17 protein-coding genes are annotated in these 15,070 nt (G+C 63.0%); 4 read left to right on the forward strand and 13 right to left on the reverse strand.

Annotated elements, in window-relative coordinates; translation table 11 throughout:
* Nucleotides 1-117: 117 nt before the first annotated feature.
* The 6 genes from BW995_RS08680 to BW995_RS08705 all read right to left on the reverse strand — a co-directional run bounded on the left by BW995_RS08680 (nucleotide 118) and on the right by BW995_RS08705 (nucleotide 7,439).
* Complete coding sequence (locus tag BW995_RS08680; protein WP_076399811.1) at nucleotides 118-3,201, reverse strand: efflux RND transporter permease subunit; 3,084 nt, start codon at nucleotides 3,199-3,201, stop codon at nucleotides 118-120.
* Nucleotides 3,198-4,289 carry an efflux RND transporter periplasmic adaptor subunit gene (locus BW995_RS08685; RefSeq protein WP_076399812.1) on the reverse strand — a complete coding sequence of 364 codons (1,092 nt, stop codon included), beginning with the start codon at nucleotides 4,287-4,289 and terminating at the stop codon, nucleotides 3,198-3,200. Before BW995_RS08685 ends, BW995_RS08680 begins: the two co-directional genes overlap by 4 nt.
* On the reverse strand, nucleotides 4,286-4,903 hold the full coding sequence (locus BW995_RS08690; protein ID WP_076399813.1) for a TetR/AcrR family transcriptional regulator: 618 nt from the start codon (nucleotides 4,901-4,903) through the stop codon (nucleotides 4,286-4,288). Before BW995_RS08690 ends, BW995_RS08685 begins: the two co-directional genes overlap by 4 nt.
* Nucleotides 4,904-4,989: 86 nt before the next feature.
* On the reverse strand, nucleotides 4,990-5,544 hold the full coding sequence (locus BW995_RS08695; RefSeq protein ID WP_076399814.1) for a lipocalin family protein: 555 nt from the start codon (nucleotides 5,542-5,544) through the stop codon (nucleotides 4,990-4,992).
* A 204-nt stretch (nucleotides 5,545-5,748) separates the two neighbouring features.
* Nucleotides 5,749-6,375, reverse strand: a complete 627-nt coding sequence (locus BW995_RS08700) for a PadR family transcriptional regulator (RefSeq protein WP_084194696.1) — start codon at nucleotides 6,373-6,375, stop codon at nucleotides 5,749-5,751.
* Nucleotides 6,376-6,797: 422 nt separating this feature from the next.
* Entirely contained in the window at nucleotides 6,798-7,439 is a 642-nt protein-coding gene (locus BW995_RS08705; RefSeq protein ID WP_076399815.1) for a LysE family translocator, read from the reverse strand.
* A gap of 112 nt (nucleotides 7,440-7,551) precedes the next feature.
* On the opposite strand from BW995_RS08705, the gene BW995_RS08710 reads away from it, so the two are divergent.
* The 3 genes from BW995_RS08710 to BW995_RS08720 are packed head-to-tail and all read left to right on the forward strand — an operon-like array spanning nucleotide 7,552 to nucleotide 9,186.
* Nucleotides 7,552-8,010, forward strand: a complete 459-nt coding sequence (locus BW995_RS08710; RefSeq protein ID WP_245821359.1) for a nucleotidyltransferase family protein — start codon at nucleotides 7,552-7,554, stop codon at nucleotides 8,008-8,010.
* Nucleotides 8,000-8,395 (forward strand): HepT-like ribonuclease domain-containing protein, encoded by a 396-nt coding sequence (locus BW995_RS08715; RefSeq protein WP_076399816.1) that lies wholly within the window; start codon nucleotides 8,000-8,002, stop codon nucleotides 8,393-8,395. The genes BW995_RS08710 and BW995_RS08715 overlap by 11 nt, the downstream gene beginning before the upstream one ends.
* Entirely contained in the window at nucleotides 8,392-9,186 is a 795-nt protein-coding gene (locus BW995_RS08720; RefSeq protein ID WP_076399817.1) for an SDR family NAD(P)-dependent oxidoreductase, read from the forward strand. Before BW995_RS08715 ends, BW995_RS08720 begins: the two co-directional genes overlap by 4 nt.
* Nucleotides 9,187-9,193: 7 nt before the next feature.
* Here BW995_RS08720 and BW995_RS08725 read toward each other — a convergent pair whose 3' ends face one another.
* The 4 genes from BW995_RS08725 to BW995_RS20445 all read right to left on the reverse strand — a co-directional run bounded on the left by BW995_RS08725 (nucleotide 9,194) and on the right by BW995_RS20445 (nucleotide 12,162).
* Nucleotides 9,194-9,625, reverse strand: a complete 432-nt coding sequence (locus BW995_RS08725; protein WP_076399818.1) for a hypothetical protein — start codon at nucleotides 9,623-9,625, stop codon at nucleotides 9,194-9,196.
* 135 nt (nucleotides 9,626-9,760) lie between these two features.
* Complete coding sequence (locus tag BW995_RS08730) at nucleotides 9,761-10,027, reverse strand: DUF3861 domain-containing protein (protein WP_076399819.1); 267 nt, start codon at nucleotides 10,025-10,027, stop codon at nucleotides 9,761-9,763.
* A gap of 129 nt (nucleotides 10,028-10,156) precedes the next feature.
* Nucleotides 10,157-11,392 (reverse strand): phosphoglycerate dehydrogenase, encoded by a 1,236-nt coding sequence (gene serA, locus BW995_RS08735; protein ID WP_245821361.1) that lies wholly within the window; start codon nucleotides 11,390-11,392, stop codon nucleotides 10,157-10,159.
* 242 nt (nucleotides 11,393-11,634) lie between these two features.
* The gene (locus BW995_RS20445; RefSeq protein ID WP_139332836.1) at nucleotides 11,635-12,162 is read right to left on the reverse strand and encodes a hypothetical protein; all 528 of its coding nucleotides are present in this window, start codon (nucleotides 12,160-12,162) and stop codon (nucleotides 11,635-11,637) included.
* A gap of 34 nt (nucleotides 12,163-12,196) precedes the next feature.
* Here BW995_RS20445 and BW995_RS08740 point away from each other — a divergent pair, with 34 nt between their 5' ends.
* On the forward strand, nucleotides 12,197-13,366 hold the full coding sequence (locus BW995_RS08740) for a GNAT family N-acetyltransferase (RefSeq protein WP_076400409.1): 1,170 nt from the start codon (nucleotides 12,197-12,199) through the stop codon (nucleotides 13,364-13,366).
* 18 nt (nucleotides 13,367-13,384) lie between these two features.
* Here BW995_RS08740 and BW995_RS08745 read toward each other — a convergent pair whose 3' ends face one another.
* The 3 genes from BW995_RS08745 to mlaD all read right to left on the reverse strand — a co-directional run bounded on the left by BW995_RS08745 (nucleotide 13,385) and on the right by mlaD (nucleotide 15,068).
* Entirely contained in the window at nucleotides 13,385-13,819 is a 435-nt protein-coding gene (locus tag BW995_RS08745) for a group III truncated hemoglobin (protein WP_245821362.1), read from the reverse strand.
* Between the two features lie 60 nt (nucleotides 13,820-13,879).
* A complete protein-coding gene (locus BW995_RS08750; protein WP_084194699.1) occupies nucleotides 13,880-14,422 on the reverse strand; it encodes a DUF2155 domain-containing protein in 543 nt (180 codons plus the stop codon).
* Nucleotides 14,423-14,552: 130 nt separating this feature from the next.
* Nucleotides 14,553-15,068 carry an outer membrane lipid asymmetry maintenance protein MlaD gene (gene mlaD / locus BW995_RS08755; protein WP_076399820.1) on the reverse strand — a complete coding sequence of 172 codons (516 nt, stop codon included), beginning with the start codon at nucleotides 15,066-15,068 and terminating at the stop codon, nucleotides 14,553-14,555.
* Nucleotides 15,069-15,070 lie beyond the last annotated feature (2 nt).

Here is a 15,070-nt window from a genome sequence, read left to right on the forward strand (position 1 = left end):
CCCCGAACCCTCATTTTTTCTTTTATGATCAAAGGAATGGGGTCCGGGGCCTCAAGGCCCCGGCGAGGTGTGGAGCAGCGCTCCACGACCCCGCTTCATTGCCGCGCCCCTCTCCCCTCAGCTCACCACTACAGCCGCCTCGGCCTTCGCCCGCCGCCGGGCTTCGGATTCCAGCAGCCACAGCAGGAAGCAGGGCAGCAGCACCAGCGTCAGCACGGTGGCGGCTGCCAGACCGCCGATCATCGCATAGGCCATCGGTCCCCAGAAGATTTGCCCGGAAATCGGGATCATCCCCAGAATGGCGGCGCAGGCGGTCAGCACGATCGGGCGCGAGCGGTGCAGGCTGGCGGTGGTGACGGCGACCGGTGGTTCGAGGCCGATGCTGATGTTGTGATCGACTTCCTGAATCAGGATCACCGCGTTGCGGATGATCATCCCCGACAGGGCGATGACGCCAAGCTGGGCGACGAAACCCATCGGGGCACCGCTGGGCAGCATCGCCGCCACCACCCCGATCAGGCCGAACGGAGCCATTGCCACCGCCAGCCCCATGCGGCTGAAGCTTTGGAGTTGCACCATCAGCAGGGCGACGATCACCAGCAGCATCACCGGCACCACCGCAAAGACGGAATCGCTGCCCTTGGCGGCTTCTTCGGTGATGCCACCGGCTTCGATGGTATAGCCGAACGGCAGCGTGCTCCGCAGGTCGGCGATCCGCTCGTTCAGGGCCATCGCCACCGTCGCCGGTTGAATGCCCTTGGCAACATCGGCCTGCACGGTGATCACCGGCTTGCCGTTGCGCCGCCAGACAATCGGCTCTTCAAAGCCATAGGACAGGGTGGCCACCTGCCGCAGCGGCACCGAGCGGCCATCGCCGGTGTGCAACATCAGGTTCCCCAGCGTGGCGAGCGAGGTGCGTTCGTCGTCGTTGCCTTTCACCACCACGTTCAGCAGGCGGTCGCCATCGCGGACGGCGGTCACCGTCTGACCGGCAAACACCGAGGCCAGCGCACTGGCGATGCTTTCCGAACTGAGGCCGAGGGCGCGGGCTTCGATCTGGTTGACCGCCACCGTCAGACGGCGTTGCGGCTCGCCGGAGTTGAGGTTGATGTCACGGGTGTGCGGATCATCGGCCACCAGCGCTGCCACCTGTGCCGCCAGCCCGCGCACGGTGGCAAAGTCGGGACCGGCGACGCGGTATTTCAGCGGCCAGCCCACCGGCGGCCCCAGCTCCAGCGGTGAGACGCGGGTGATGATGTCGCTGAAATCCCGCTCCATCACCGCTGCCAGCCGCTTGCGCACCTGATCCCGCTCGGCGATGCCCTTGGTGACGACGACGGTTTCACTGACGTTGTCGTTTTCCAGTTGCAGGTCCATCGGCAGATAGAAGCGTACCGACCCCGACCCGACATAGGTGGTAAAGCGCACCACGTCGGGGTCCTGGGCCAGCACCGCTTCCAGCGCCTGCGCGCGGCTGTCGGTGGCCTCGCGCGAGGCATTTTGCGGTAGGGCCAGATTGACCAGCAACTCGGGGCGGTCGGACGCCGGGAAGAACTGCTGTTCGACTTTGGTCATCCCGACCAGCGCAATCGCGAAGGCCAGCAGGGCGGCGGTCAGGGTCAGCCAGCGGTGGCTGAGTGCCCAGTCCAGAATCTGCCGGTAGCCGCGCAACAAGCGGCCTTCCTGATGGCCGTGATGGCGCAGGGTGCGCGGCAGAATCCACGTTCCCAGCAGCGGGGCAAACAGGACCGCCACCACCCACGAACAGACGAGCGAAATCAGCACCACCATGAACAGCGAGAAGGTGTATTCCCCGGCGCTGGAGGCGGCAAAGCCGACCGGGATGAAGCCTGCGATCATCACCAGCGTACCGGTCAGCATCGGAAAGGCAGTGGTGTCATAGGCCCGGCACGAGGCGGTGGCCTTGTCCTGCCCCTGTTCCAGCCCGGAGACCATTGATTCCACGGTGATCATCGCATCATCGACCAGCAGCCCGAGGGCGATGATCAGCGCCCCCAGCGAGACGCGTTGCAGGCCGATGCCGGTCAGTTCCATGCCGACAAAGGTCATCGCCAGCACCAGCGGAATGGCGGCACTGATCACCAGCCCGGCGCGGGTGCCGAGCGAGACGAATGACACCGCCAGCACGATGGCAATCGCTTCGAGCAGGACCTTCACAAAGCCGCCAACGGCCTCTTTCACCACCGTCGTCTGGTCGGCAATCTGGCTCATCTCGATGCCATGCGGCAGACCGGCGGCGATGGCCTCCATGCGCGCGTGCAGGGCCGCTCCAAAGGACAGCAGGTTGCCGCCATCGGCCATCGAAATGGCCAGCGCGATCACCGGCACGCCATTGACCCGCACCGACGGGGCGGCGGGGTCTTCGAGGCGGCGTTCGATCGAGGCAATATCGTTCAGGCGGACAAAGCGGCCCCCGATTGACAGGGTCAGGTCGCTCAGGCTGTGTTCCGAGGCAAAGGCGCCGCTGACCCGCAGGCTGATGTTCTCGCTGCCACTGCGCACCACTCCCGCCGGAGTAACGGCGTTCTGTGCCCGCAGGGCATCAATGGCGGTCGAGGGATTCAGCCCCAGACTGGCGAGCTTGCTGGTCGAGAAGGTGATCACCACTTCTTCTTCCTGCACCCCCAGCACGTTGACCTTGCCGATATCGGGCAGGCTGAGCAGTTCCGAGCGGATGCGTTCCACCCGGTCGCGCAGCTCGCGCAGGGAAAAACCGTCGCCGGTAAAGGCGAACAGGCTGCCAAAGGTATCGCCGAACTCGTCGTTGTAGAATGGCCCCAGCACCCCGGCAGGCAAGTCCGGGGCCAGATCGCCGACCTTTTTGCGCACCTGATACCAGATGTCGGGCACCTGTCCCGGCGGGGTGGTGTCGCGCAGGTTGACGAAAATCACCGTCTGGCCGGGGCGGGTGTAGCTTTGGGTGAAATCAAGGTGTGGCGTTTCCGATAGCCGTTTTTCCAGCTTGTCGGTCACCAGATTGGTCATGTCGGTGGTCGATGCCCCCGGCCACTGGGCGCTGACCACCATCACCTTGATGGTGAACGGCGGGTCTTCGTTGCGCGACAGGCGCTGATAGCTCATCACCCCGCCCAGCATCACTGCCAGCATCAGGAAAATGACCAGCGACTGGTGTTTCAGGGTCCAGGCCGACAGGTTGAACCCCGTGCCCCGGCGGCTCATTGCGGGCCTCCCGTGCTGCCGTTCTGTGCTTCCAGCGCCACCAGTTCGCCATCGCGCAGTTTGCTGACCCCAGCGGTGACCACCAGATCGCCGGGGGTCAGGCCGCCGCTGATGAACAGGCTGTCTTCGTCAAAGCGTTCAAGCTGGATGTCGTGATAGCGCAGGGTGTGGGTGGCCGGATCGACCACCAGCACCGCCGGGCGTTCGCCGTGGCGGGTCAGGGCCGAGGCCGGTAAAACCGCCAGCGTCTTTTCCCGCAGCGAGGCGGTTCCGATCACCGCCGCGCCAAACGGCATGGCGGCGGCTTCGTCTCCCAGCGTGACCTTGACGCGATAGGTGCGGGTGGTTGGGTCCGCCGACGGCGTGATCTCGCGCACCACCCCGGCGGTGCGAACGGTCGGGTCGGAAACCAGCCGGACGGTGACCGGAATGCCTTCGCGGGCGTGGCTGATCATACTTTCCGGCAAATCAAACACCGCATCGCGTTGTTCTCCGGCAATGACGGTGACCACCGTCTGTCCGGCGCTGACCACCTGCCCGGCATTCACTCCCACCGCCGAGACGATGCCGTCATTGGCGGCGCGCAGTTCGGTGTAGGACAGGTTTTCTTCCGCTGTTGCCAGCCCGGCCTGCGCCGCATCCAGACGGGCGCGCGCCGAGTTCAGGTTGGCGTCGGCCTGTTGCACCTGGGCCTGTGCGGCAAAGTTGCTGGCAAACAGCTTGCGCTGCCGTTCCGCCGAGGTCTGGGCCAGCTCAAGGGCGGCCTTGGCGCTGGCAAGATCGGCACGCGCCGACAGCAGGGCGTTGCGGGTCGGCGTCTTGTCCAGCCGGGCGACGATATCGCCTGCCTTGATCCGGCTGCCGGTATCAATCCGCCACAGCACTTGCCCGTTCAGGCGAAAGCTCATCGGCACATCCAGACGCGGGCGGATTTCGCCGGTCTGTTCGATGGTTTGCCCCAGATCCTGAAAGTGTGCGCTGACGGTTTTGACCGGGCGCACCGGTTTGGGGGCGGCAGTCTTTTCTTCCGAGCAGCCAGCCAGCAGGGTCAGGGCGACCAGGGCCGCACCGGTGATCAGGATGTTCATGGGGTTGCTCCCGCAGTCGACAGGCCGCGCAAGGTTGCTTCGGCGGTGTGTGCAATGAAGGCGTGGGGGTCGCCAAAATCCAGCTCGGTCATGGTCATCACCAGCGTGATGGCTCCATGGGCGCTGGCCCACAGGATGGCGGCCTGTTGCTGGGGATCGCCGGGGGGAAGAATGCCGCTGTCCGCCGCCTGTGCCACCCGTTTGACCAGCAGTTCAAAGGGCAGAAAGCTGCTGGCGTCCCGTTGCAGGGCATCGGCGCATTCAAGGGCCGGGTTGAGGAACAGCAACTGGAACCGGTGGGCATCGGCCAGACAAAAATCGGCGTAGGCGTGCATCATCGCCCGGATGGCCCCAACGGGATCGGCGATGGTGGCGTCCAGGGTGGCAAACACGGTGCGCAACTGGTCGATGCCTTCGGCCCAGAAGGCCCACAGCAGCTCGGTCTTGCTGGGGAAATAGCGGTACAGCGCGCCGGGGCTGACCCCCAGATGATCGGCCAGAACGCGCATGGACAGGCCGTCGAAACCGACCTTGCGGACGATTTCGGCGGCCTGTTGCAGGATGTTTTTTCTGGCGGCGGCGATATCGGCGTCGCTCATGCGGACACGCGGCATGATCCCTCACTTTTATTCGATGAACATGTTTAGTAAACGCGTTCATAAAACAAGTCAAGGGGAGCCGTGCCTCAGGGCGGGGCGCATCACGGCGCCGACAGCGTTACCTTTGACAGATCAAAGCCTTTGGCTTTCACCCGTGCCAGCGTGGCGTTCAGGGTATCAGGGTCCAGGGTGGGGGTGCGCGACAGCACCCACAGGTATTCCCGGCTCGGCTCGCTGATCACCGCCACCTGATAGGCCGGATCAAGGTCGATCACCCAGTATTTGCCCCACACCGCAGGCAGCCAGCCCAGCCACGCAGGGGCAAAGCGGACCTCGAGCTTTGGCGAGTGGGCATCGCCGATCTGGCGGGCTTCGCCGATGGCTTCGGTGTCGGCCCCGGAGGCCAGACGGCAGCGGTTGATCACCCGCACGCTGCCATCATCCTGCGCGGTGTAGTCGGCCCGGCTGCCGCCAACGCAGTCCTTCTGGAACCGGTTGGGGTATTTTGCCACCTCGTACCAGGTCCCCATATAGCGCGGGACATCCAGCGCCTGAATGGTCGGCAGGGGCGGTTCGGCGGGGTGATCGGTACCACAGGCACTGATGCCGATCAGGGCCGGGAGCAGCAGGGGGAGGAGGCGGGGCCAGTGAGGCATTATCCGTTGTCCTGAGGGCGCTCCGGCCGGGGCTCTTTGCTGCGCTGCGGCGGGGGCACCGCATCGGCTGACGGAACCCAGTTCGGCACCGGCGGGGCTGGTGTATCTGACTGTCCGAGACTACCCGAGCGGGCCAGCAGCTTCAAGCGGGAGCGGATCCAGTTGTCCATTGCGTCCTCCAGACGTCGGGGCAGGGGGGGGATATCAGACCCGTTCGATGTCGCGTGCGGCCTGATCCAGAATATCAACGATTGACTGAAGCTGTGCTTCATCGGGGTGTCCGGCCCCCAAGCGCAGGCGCAGGGCCATTTTCAGGTTTTCCATCGCCCGCATCAGGCGCGGCGACGGGCCGTGACCGTGGTCCTTGCCAGCCATCGACAGGCGGGCCAGCAGGGCTTTCAGGGTGCTGTCGTTGTCGTGCAGGTGGCTGCGGCCCGCATCGGTCAGGGTGTGCAGTTTCTTGTTGCCATCCGAGGGGGTGACTTCGACGAAGCCCTGTTCTTCCAGCATGGTCAGCGCCGGGTAAACCGTGCCGGGGCTGGGGGTGTAGGCGCCATTGGTCATTTCTTCGATCGCCTTGATGATTTCATAGCCATGACGCGGCTTTTCGGTCAGCAGGTACAAAACGACCAGACTCAGGTCGCCGTGGGCAAACAGCCGCCCCAGACGACTGCCGGGGCCACCATGGGGGCCGCCGTGCCCGCGTCCCCGGGGCATGTCGTCCCCATCCAGCCACGACGGCTTGCGGGCGTGACGGCGATGCCCCTCGGTGGGGTCGCAAGTGGCATGGTCGCGCGGAGAGCGGTTGAAAAAATCATGTTTCCTGAACATGGGATGTGTCCTTGTGTGATTTCAAGCGGGGGTAAGGTCGGAAAAGCCCGTGTCCTCAAGGGAGGGCAGCGGAGCAGGGAAAGCAGATCGGTACGGTCTATCGACTGTTTTCGATGTTCTTTCGATATAACGAAACATAGTCGATATATCGAAACTCCGCAAGGGCCTTCCGATCGTCCGGGCAGAAATTTTTTATCGGCAATAGAGCATTTTCAAGTTGACTGTCTCCGGTCAACGGCTCGGAAAATGCGGCACTAAAAGGGGGAGCATTTTCAAGTTGACCGTCTCCGGTCAACGGCCCGGAAAATGCGGCACTGAAAACGCTCTAAACACCCCTGCACATGACAAGGCCGCTGTGCAGTCATGCACAGCGGCCTTGCGAAAGCGTGGAGGACAGGTTGGTGTCAGAGGGGAGGAGGCCCTTACCCCTGCCGACTGAAGGCCAGCGCGGTTCCCGCTGCCACCAGCGCCCCACCGGTGCCCCGGTTGAACAGGCGCTGCCCGCGCGGGCTGGACAGGAACTTTCCGGCTCCGGCCCCGCCTGCGGCATAGATCATCAGCGCAGCGACTTCCAGCACCAGAAAGGTCGCCCCCATCAGCAGCAGTTGCGGGCTGCTGTCCTGCGTGCGATCCAGAAACTGCGGGAAAAAGGCGGTGAAGATCAGGATGGCCTTCGGGTTGCTGATCGCAATCACGAATTCCCGCCGTGCCATCGGCCACAAGGCACCCTGTGTGCCTGTCGCCTGTGACCCGGCAAGGCTGTCGGGCTGAAGGACCGCGACCGGGGCACGCCAGATTTTGATGCCCAGAAAGATCAGATAGGCCGCACCGGCCACCTTCAGCACCACGAACGCATGTTCAGAGGCGGCCAGCACCGCCCCCAGCCCGACCACCGTCAGGCCGACCAGCAGGGTAAAGGCCGGAACCCGCCCCAGCCCGCCAATCACCGCCCGTTGCCAGCCAAAGCGGGCGGCATTGCTGACCGCCAGCAGGTTGTTCGGGCCGGGGGCCATGTTCAGCAGGAACACGGCGGGAATGAACATCAACCAGACGGACAGGGACATCAGGAACCACCCTTGCGACAGTCAGGAAACAGGACAGGGGGAGTGTAGCGCAGGAAGACGCTGAATGCTGCGGGAATTCCCTTTGCGCAAGATATGCTGTAGTCTCAATCCCATGAGCAACACATCCCACGCGCCGCACCGGATGAAACAGCGGCCATCGCACACCCCGACCGGACGGAGTGGCGACATGATCGAGGTGACGGTTGCGGTTCCCCGCGACCGGGCCGGTGCGTTGAAGCATTACGCCAAACGACTGTCCCGCAGCCAGCCCGCCCGACGGGACGAGGTGCTGTACACCCTGCGCACTCATGCCGACCAGATCCGCGAGCGTTTTGGCGTTCTCAGCCTGTCGCTGTTTGGCTCGGTGGTGCGTGACGAAGGACGGCGGGAGAGTGACGTTGACCTGCTGGTTGAGTTCGTCCCCGGTCGCCCCGAAGGCATGTTCGAGTTTGTCAGTCTGAAGCAATGGCTGGAGGGGCTGTTGTCGCGTCCGGTCGATCTGGTGACCCCGGCCAACATCAAGCCCCGCATCCGTCCCCGGATCATGAAGGAGGCGGTTCGTGTCCTATAAAGACTGGCGTGTGCGCCTGGATGACATCCTCGAAGCCATCGGACGCTGCCAAAGCTATACCGACGGCATGGACGTGGCGGCCTTTGCCGCCGACACCCGCACGCAGGATGCGGTGGCGCGCAATCTGGAGATCATCGGCGAAGCGGCCAGCAAGACGCCCGAGCCGGTCCGGGATGAATTCCCGCTGGTGCCGTGGCAGCAGATGGCCGAGATGCGCCACATCCTGATCCATGAATACCACTCGGTGGACCCTGAGATTTTGCTGCGCACGGTGCAGAACGACCTGCCGCCACTGGTAACGCTGGTGCAGGCGGCGCTGGACAGTGCCGAGGGACCGGATGGTCAGATGCCGGTTGTCCATCATTATCGGCGGCGGCACCGGTGAGCACACCGCGCCCCCATCCCCGCCATGTGCTGATCACCGGGGCCTCGTCAGGAATCGGGCAGGCGCTGGCCGAGCACTACGCCCGCCCCGGCTGTCACCTGAGCCTGAGCGGCCGCAACGCCGGGCGACTGGCGCAGGTGGCTGAGCGCTGCCGTGCCCGTGGGGCCGAGGTGTCGCAGGCGGTGCTGGATGTCTGTGATGCCAGCGCCATGGCGGCGTGGATTGCCGAAGCAGACCGGCTGGCACCGCTGGATCTGGTGGTGGCCAATGCCGGAATTTCCGGGGGAACCGGTGGCGTTACGGCCAAGGCCAGCGTTGGCGGTGAAAGTGCCGAACAGGCGCGGGCGATCTTTGCCACCAATCTGGCCGGAGTGATCAACACCGTTTATCCGGCGCTGGAGGCGATGGGCCCTCGGCGGCGGGGGCAGATTGCGCTGGTGGCTTCGGTGGCGGGCTTTCGCGGTCTGCCCAGTGCCCCGGCCTATTGTGCCAGCAAGGCGGCGGTCAAGGTATGGGGCGAGGGCCTGCGCGGGGCTTTGGCCCGCGACGGTATCGACCTGTCGGTGATTTTGCCGGGCTTTGTGGAAAGCCGCATCACCGACGCCAATCGTTTCCGCATGCCGCTGCTGATGCCCGCCCCGCGAGCGGCACGGATTATCGCCCGTGGCTTGGCGCGCAATCAGGGGCGGATTGCCTTCCCGTGGCCGACGGTGTTCGCCTGCTGGCTGCTGGCGACCTTGCCGAATGCGCTGGTGGACTGGCTGGGGCGGGCTCTGCCGAAGAAGGGGTAAACCTGTGTCATGAGGCCCGTTCTGCCTCGAACCAGTCCCGCAGGCGTCCCCACAGCGACACCGGCGGTGCGACCGGGGTGGGTAAGGTGGCGATCAGGGCTTCGACCGGTTGACGGGAAAGCTCGGTGATCAGGCGGCTGGCCCGTGCAAGGGCCAGGGCAGCAAAGCCATCGGGATCGCTGTGACGGTTACAACTGTATTCCGCATGCAGCCGGTCAATGCGTTGCCTGACGGCCATGCAGAAGTCTCGCCATTCGTGACAATTGGTCTGGGCGATGATCTGATCAATCGCCGCCCCCGCCGCCCGAACCCGGTCGCGGCTGACCGGCGCATAACATGGCGCCATCAACTCGTGGAGCAAGTGCTCGGTCGAGCGGCGGGCATGGGTGCGGAGCAGCGTGGACCAGATGGCGCGAGGATGCGACGGATAGGGGGGCATCGCCGGTACCTCCTTTGCTTGAGGCGCGGGCCTCTTACGGGTGGCAGACGATGGCTATTATACTCTCGTAATCACGCAGAAAAAATGCGGCTTTGGCGCGCATGTCAGTCCAGACACGATTATCGTGATAAGAGATCAGGACGATTTCAACTTTTTCATGAAATCGCCAAAAGCGGCCCCAAAATCGGCAAACAGCGGGTCTTTGCGGTTCTTCAGCATGACGCCGCCGAACAGCTTCAGGCCGACGCAAAAGGATTCGATTTGATCGGGGGGCAGCAGGTTTTTGGCCCGGATGCGCTCGATGATCTCCAGCAGGTCATCATGGCTGTCGGCCTCGAAGGTGAAGGCTTCGTCCTGACGGGAGGACTGTGGTTCGACGGTGATACGGTAGGAGTGGGGCATGGGAGACTCTCGGTTCGGTTATTGTCTGACCAGAGAGATATGGTATTTTGTTGATAAAGTCAACTATCATTCCAGAAAACACCCCGCATGACAGGATGCCATGCGGGGTGACAGAAAATACCTGGGGAATTACAGCAGGAAACGGGTACGGATGGTGCCCGGAATCTGTTCCAGTTCGTGGCGGATGCCAAGACCGGCTTCGACCTGTTCCTGCACGTCGACCACCACATAGCCAACATCGCCATCGGTGCGCAGATACTGGCCGGTGATGTTCATGCTGCGCCTGGACAGCACTTCGTTGATGCTGCTCAGCACGCCCGGCACATTGTTGTGGATGTGCATGAAGCGCGAGCCGGTTTCCTGCAGCGGCAGCTGCACTTCGGGGAAGTTCACCGCGCCCAGCGTCGAGCCGTTGTCCGAATACTTGACCAGCTTTTCGGCCACTTCGGTCCCGATGTTGGCCTGAGCCTCCAGCGTCGAGCCGCCGATGTGCGGGGTCAGGATCACGTTGGGCATATTGCGCAGCGGGCTTTCGAACATGTCCCTGGTGCTGGCCGGTTCGCTGGGGAACACGTCGATGGCCGCCCCGGCGATGTGGCCGGACTCGAGGGCCTTCACCAGATCCTCGATCACCACCACGTTCCCGCGTGAGGCGTTCAGCAGCATCGCGCCCGGCTTCATCTGCGCCATTTCGGTGGCTGTGAACATGTTCTTTGTCTTGGGGGTAGACGGCACATGCAGGCTGACGAAATCGCTGTCGGCCAGCAGTTCTTCCATCGTCGGGCAGGAGCGGGCATTGCCCAGCGCCAGCTTTTCAACGATGTCGTAATAGCGGACCTTCATGCCGATGGCTTCGGCCAGAATCGACAACTGGGTGCCGATGTGGCCATAGCCGATGATGCCCAGCGTCTTGCCGCGCACTTCGACCGCACCGTCAGCGGTTTTCAGCCAGCCACCGTTATGGGTCGACCAGTTCTTTTCCGGGATGCGGCGGGCCAGCATGATCACTTCGCCCAGCACCAGTTCCGCCACCGAACGGGTGTTGGAATAGGGGGCGTTGAACACCGGGATACCCAGCTTTTTGGCCGCCGTCAGGTCGATCTGGTTGGTGCCGATGCAGAACGCGCCGATACACATCAGCTTGTTGGCTGCCTGCAGGACGTCGGCGGTCAGCTTGGTCCGCGAGCGGATACCGACCATGTGCACGTCGGCAATCTTGGCCTTCAGTTCGTCTGCATCCAGAGCGCCCTTCAAGCGCTCGACCGAGCGATAGCCCTGGGCTTCGAAGTATCCAACAGCGTTGTCATGGATGTTTTCGAGCAGAAGGACCTTAATCTTGTCCTTGGGCATGGAAAGCTTGCTCACGGGGCGCCTCTTTGATCAAGACAGAGAAAACGGGGCGCTCTGGCTTACCTAAGGGAAAGCGGAAAGGCCATCGCGCCATCAGGGGTCTTTCGTTAGCATACCACGCGGCTGACAGACAGCCTTTTATCGTCAAGGGGGGCATCCCCTTTTGGTATGCGGGGGAAAGTGGAAGGGCAAATGGCAAAACGACAGCCGACCTGTTGGGGCCGGGCTGTCGTTTTGCTGTACGGTACTTTTGTGGATTAAGAAATCCGCTGACGCTGTTGGTCGCGCAGACGGAAGAACTCTTCCAGATCGGCTGGTCCCAGCATGGCGAAACTCCTGTTCAAAGGTCGGTGCGTTTTCCTCCCCCGCTCCATTACGCCAAGGGTGGCGGGGCGGGTCGCTTTGTTACGAAGATATTTCGCAGAGGCGCAATAAATAGTCAAATGACAAATCTTGGGAGAAATAAAATTTCGTGATGTGATCAAAAGCGTATATGCATTTTCATACCGGATCGCTATCGGTCGCACATCTCCTGTCCGCCGTCCATCAGCCTGCTTAAGCCTTTGGCATAGCGATTTCTTTTTGTGATCACCAGATGCCTGCCCTTTATCAGCGTTTTGCAATGCAGTAACAGTAAAAGCCCGTCCACCGGATGGTTGGGGATGATTAAAAAAACGACAGGTCTGCTGTCTTTGATGGCACTCCTGCGGCAGCGCGGAAAAACCATCGGCTCGAATCGGCTTTGAAACGGGGGGCCTCTTGCCGGTGGGCAGACTCCGCCCCATGTGGGCTGACAGGGAAAAGGATCAGGGGATCGCCGTGTCTACAGCCTCGTCACCGTATCTGATACAGGTTGCCCACCGTCTGGCCGATGTGTCTGCCGCCGAATGGGATGCCTGCGCCGGCGTGGATAACCCCTTTACCTGTTATGCCTTTCTGTCAGCGCTGGAAGACAGCGGTTCGGTTGGCAAGGGCACCGGCTGGCAACCGTCGTATCTGCTGCTGCGCGGGCGGGAGGATGGGGTGCTGTGGGGCTGTGTACCACTGTACCTGAAAAGCCATTCCTATGGCGAATATGTGTTCGACTGGAGTTGGGCACAGGCCTATGAGCGCGCCGGAGGGGCCTATTATCCCAAGCTGCAGGCCAGCATCCCCTTTACCCCCGCCACCGGGCCGCGCCTGCTGGTGGCCGCCGTTGCCCCGGACCCCGAGGCGATCCGCGGGGCGCTGGTGCGCGGGCTGGTCGCCCTGTGCCGCCAGTTGGAGGTCAGTTCCGCCCACGTCACCTTTCCGACCGCAGAAGACAGCGCGTGTCTGGCCCGCGAAGGGCTGTTGATCCGCCATGGCGTGCAGTACCACTGGGAAAACCGTGGCTATCACAGCTTTGATGATTTCCTCGCCGCCCTGTCATCGCGCAAGCGCAAGGACATCCGCAAGGAACGCCAGCGCGCCCAAAGTCAGGGAGTACGTTTTCTGACCCTCAGCGGAGCCGATCTGACGGCGCGCCACTGGGATGCCTTTTACCGCTTTTATCAATCGACCATCGACCGCAAATGGGGCAGTGCCTACCTGCGACGGCGGTTCTTTGACCTGTTGGGCGAGCGCCTGGGAGATCGGGTGGTGCTGGTGATGGGCGAGCGGGAGAGCGATGGCGAGCTGGTGTGCGGCGCCCTGAACCTGCGCAGCCATGACACCCTTTATGGCCGCAACTGGGGGGCCGATGGTGAGTGGAAATTCCTTCACTTCGAGACCTGCTATTATCAGGCCATCGACTATGCCATTGCCCACGGCCTGCGCTGGGTCGAGGCCGGGGTGCAGGGCGAACATAAGATCCAGCGGGGCTATCTGCCGCAGACCACCTGTTCCGCCCATTATATCGCCCATCCGTCGTTCCGAACGGCGGTGGAACGTTTTGTCGAGGACGAAAAAGCCGCCCTGTCCGAAGACATGGCGGCTTTGGCAACGCTGGGACCGTATCGGCAGGAGTAATCCCGTGCGGGGGTCGTGTCAGGGTTTGTCACCGACCGGCGGCAACGGGCGGCCTTCGTGCAGGGCAATCGCATAGCGGAACGATTGCGCCATCCGTTCGGCCCGTTCAATGAACTGCTCGGCGATCTGTTCGGAAAACAGCTCGCGGGCCGTTTCACGGAACAGCACCAGCCATTGACCAAAGTGGTGATCGTGCAGGCCGGGCAGGCCCACATGAACCGGCAGGGGGCGACCGTCATAGCGCTTGCTGCCGGTCATCATGGTGGCCCAGAAATCGACCATCTTGTCGAGGTGCGGCCCCCATTTGCCTGCCAGCTTTTCCTCAAACACCGGTCCCAGTTCTTCGTGCTGGCGGATTTTGCCATAAAAGGTGTGGACCAGCAGGCTGATCTGTTCGTCGGACAGGGTGGTCATGCGCAGCTCGGGCTGCCAGCTTTGGTAATGGTCGCTCATGGAGAGCCTCGCGTGTTCAAAGCGGTGTGGTTTCGCACACGGCATCATGTCAAGGGTGGGTCAGCGCGTCGTGCCCGGAGCGTTCTTCAGCGCCGGAACCTTGGCCGCAGGCGGCAGGGCCGGGGGCAAATCATCGGCCGGGTGCGACGGCACCGGCGACTTTTCGCCGGTGGACAGACAGTCGATCACCCACAGGTCATAGATCGGGTGTTCCATCGCCGACAGCGCCGGGCTGGAGGCAAACATCCAGCCGCGGAAAACCTCGGCAGCCGGTTCGCCGCTGCGCCGTTCCCATACATCAAGGAAAGCGGCACTTTCCGGCGGTTCTTCCGGCGGACGCTCGACACAGGCACGCACGATCAGTTCGAGGTTTTCGATGTGCACCGTTTCGTTGACCGGCACTTCGATGGTGTCAACGCGGGCAGTGGACTTGTCCAGCCAGCGCAACAGGGCAACCTCGCGCTCCAGCCCTTCAACGGCCTGCGCCGGGGTGCTGAAGCCGGTGATCACCGCCACGGCGGCGGCGGCCAGCACCCCGCCACGCCACAGGGCGGAGACGGAGCGGCGGAAGGCCGGGAAACGGCGGGAAATGGGCCTGTCCATCGGGAACTGCTCCGCAGCGGTTAGAGCATTGTGCGAAAAGTGGGAACCGGTTTTCGCGAAAACAATGCGACAGAACAAACGAGCATTGTGCGAAAAGTGGGAACCGGTTTTCGCCCAGTGTGAAAACACTCTATTGGGGTGATCCGGCCGGGCCGTTGGGCGGGGTGCCGGTGTTGGCACCGGGGGGCGGTGGCGGCGGGCCATCCTGCGTGGCCAGGAAGATGATCTGGCCAACCAGATCTTCCAGCGACTGGTAATTGCGCACCTTGGTCAGCTTGGCGCCATCCTGCAGCATGTCGCGGGCGGTGCCCGGTTCCAGCTTGAGGTAGCTGCCCCCCAACAGGCCGTCAGAGGCAATGCTGGCAACGGTATCGACCGGCAGGCGGACTTCGGGAGAAATCGTCAGGAGGACGACCGCCTGATAGGTGGTCCCGTCAAGACGCTGGGAGCTGACCGTGCCGATCTTGATGCCGGAAATGCGCACATCGGACCCGGCTTTCAGGCCACCGGCCTTGGCGAACGCGGCGGTCAACTGATAGCCTTCGACCTGCCTCAGGTCAGCGGTGGAATAGGCAAAGGCCAGAAAGACACCGGCAACCAGCAGGACCACGGCCCCCATGATGGTTTCAATCGGATTGCGACCCATGT

Source organism: Insolitispirillum peregrinum, assembly GCF_900156605.1.
Lineage (GTDB): Bacteria > Pseudomonadota > Alphaproteobacteria > Rhodospirillales > Rhodospirillaceae > Insolitispirillum > Insolitispirillum peregrinum.

Coding starts and splice junctions, on each gene's coding strand:
- BW995_RS08730 (WP_076399819.1), bottom strand. CDS start 10,027: ATGCCCCACTCCTACCGTATCACCGTCGAACCACAGTCCTCCCGTCAG.
- BW995_RS08700 (WP_084194696.1), bottom strand. CDS start 6,375: ATGTTCAGGAAACATGATTTTTTCAACCGCTCTCCGCGCGACCATGCC.
- BW995_RS08745 (WP_245821362.1), bottom strand. CDS start 13,819: ATGAGCGACCATTACCAAAGCTGGCAGCCCGAGCTGCGCATGACCACC.
- BW995_RS08725 (WP_076399818.1), bottom strand. CDS start 9,625: ATGCCCCCCTATCCGTCGCATCCTCGCGCCATCTGGTCCACGCTGCTC.
- mlaD (WP_076399820.1), bottom strand. CDS start 15,068: ATGGGTCGCAATCCGATTGAAACCATCATGGGGGCCGTGGTCCTGCTG.
- BW995_RS08705 (WP_076399815.1), bottom strand. CDS start 7,439: ATGTCCCTGTCCGTCTGGTTGATGTTCATTCCCGCCGTGTTCCTGCTG.
- BW995_RS08710 (WP_245821359.1), top strand. CDS start 7,552: ATGAGCAACACATCCCACGCGCCGCACCGGATGAAACAGCGGCCATCG.
- BW995_RS08690 (WP_076399813.1), bottom strand. CDS start 4,903: ATGCCGCGTGTCCGCATGAGCGACGCCGATATCGCCGCCGCCAGAAAA.
- BW995_RS08680 (WP_076399811.1), bottom strand. CDS start 3,201: ATGAGCCGCCGGGGCACGGGGTTCAACCTGTCGGCCTGGACCCTGAAA.
- BW995_RS08695 (WP_076399814.1), bottom strand. CDS start 5,544: ATGCCTCACTGGCCCCGCCTCCTCCCCCTGCTGCTCCCGGCCCTGATC.
- BW995_RS08750 (WP_084194699.1), bottom strand. CDS start 14,422: ATGGACAGGCCCATTTCCCGCCGTTTCCCGGCCTTCCGCCGCTCCGTC.
- BW995_RS08685 (WP_076399812.1), bottom strand. CDS start 4,289: ATGAACATCCTGATCACCGGTGCGGCCCTGGTCGCCCTGACCCTGCTG.
- BW995_RS20445 (WP_139332836.1), bottom strand. CDS start 12,162: ATGGGGCGGAGTCTGCCCACCGGCAAGAGGCCCCCCGTTTCAAAGCCG.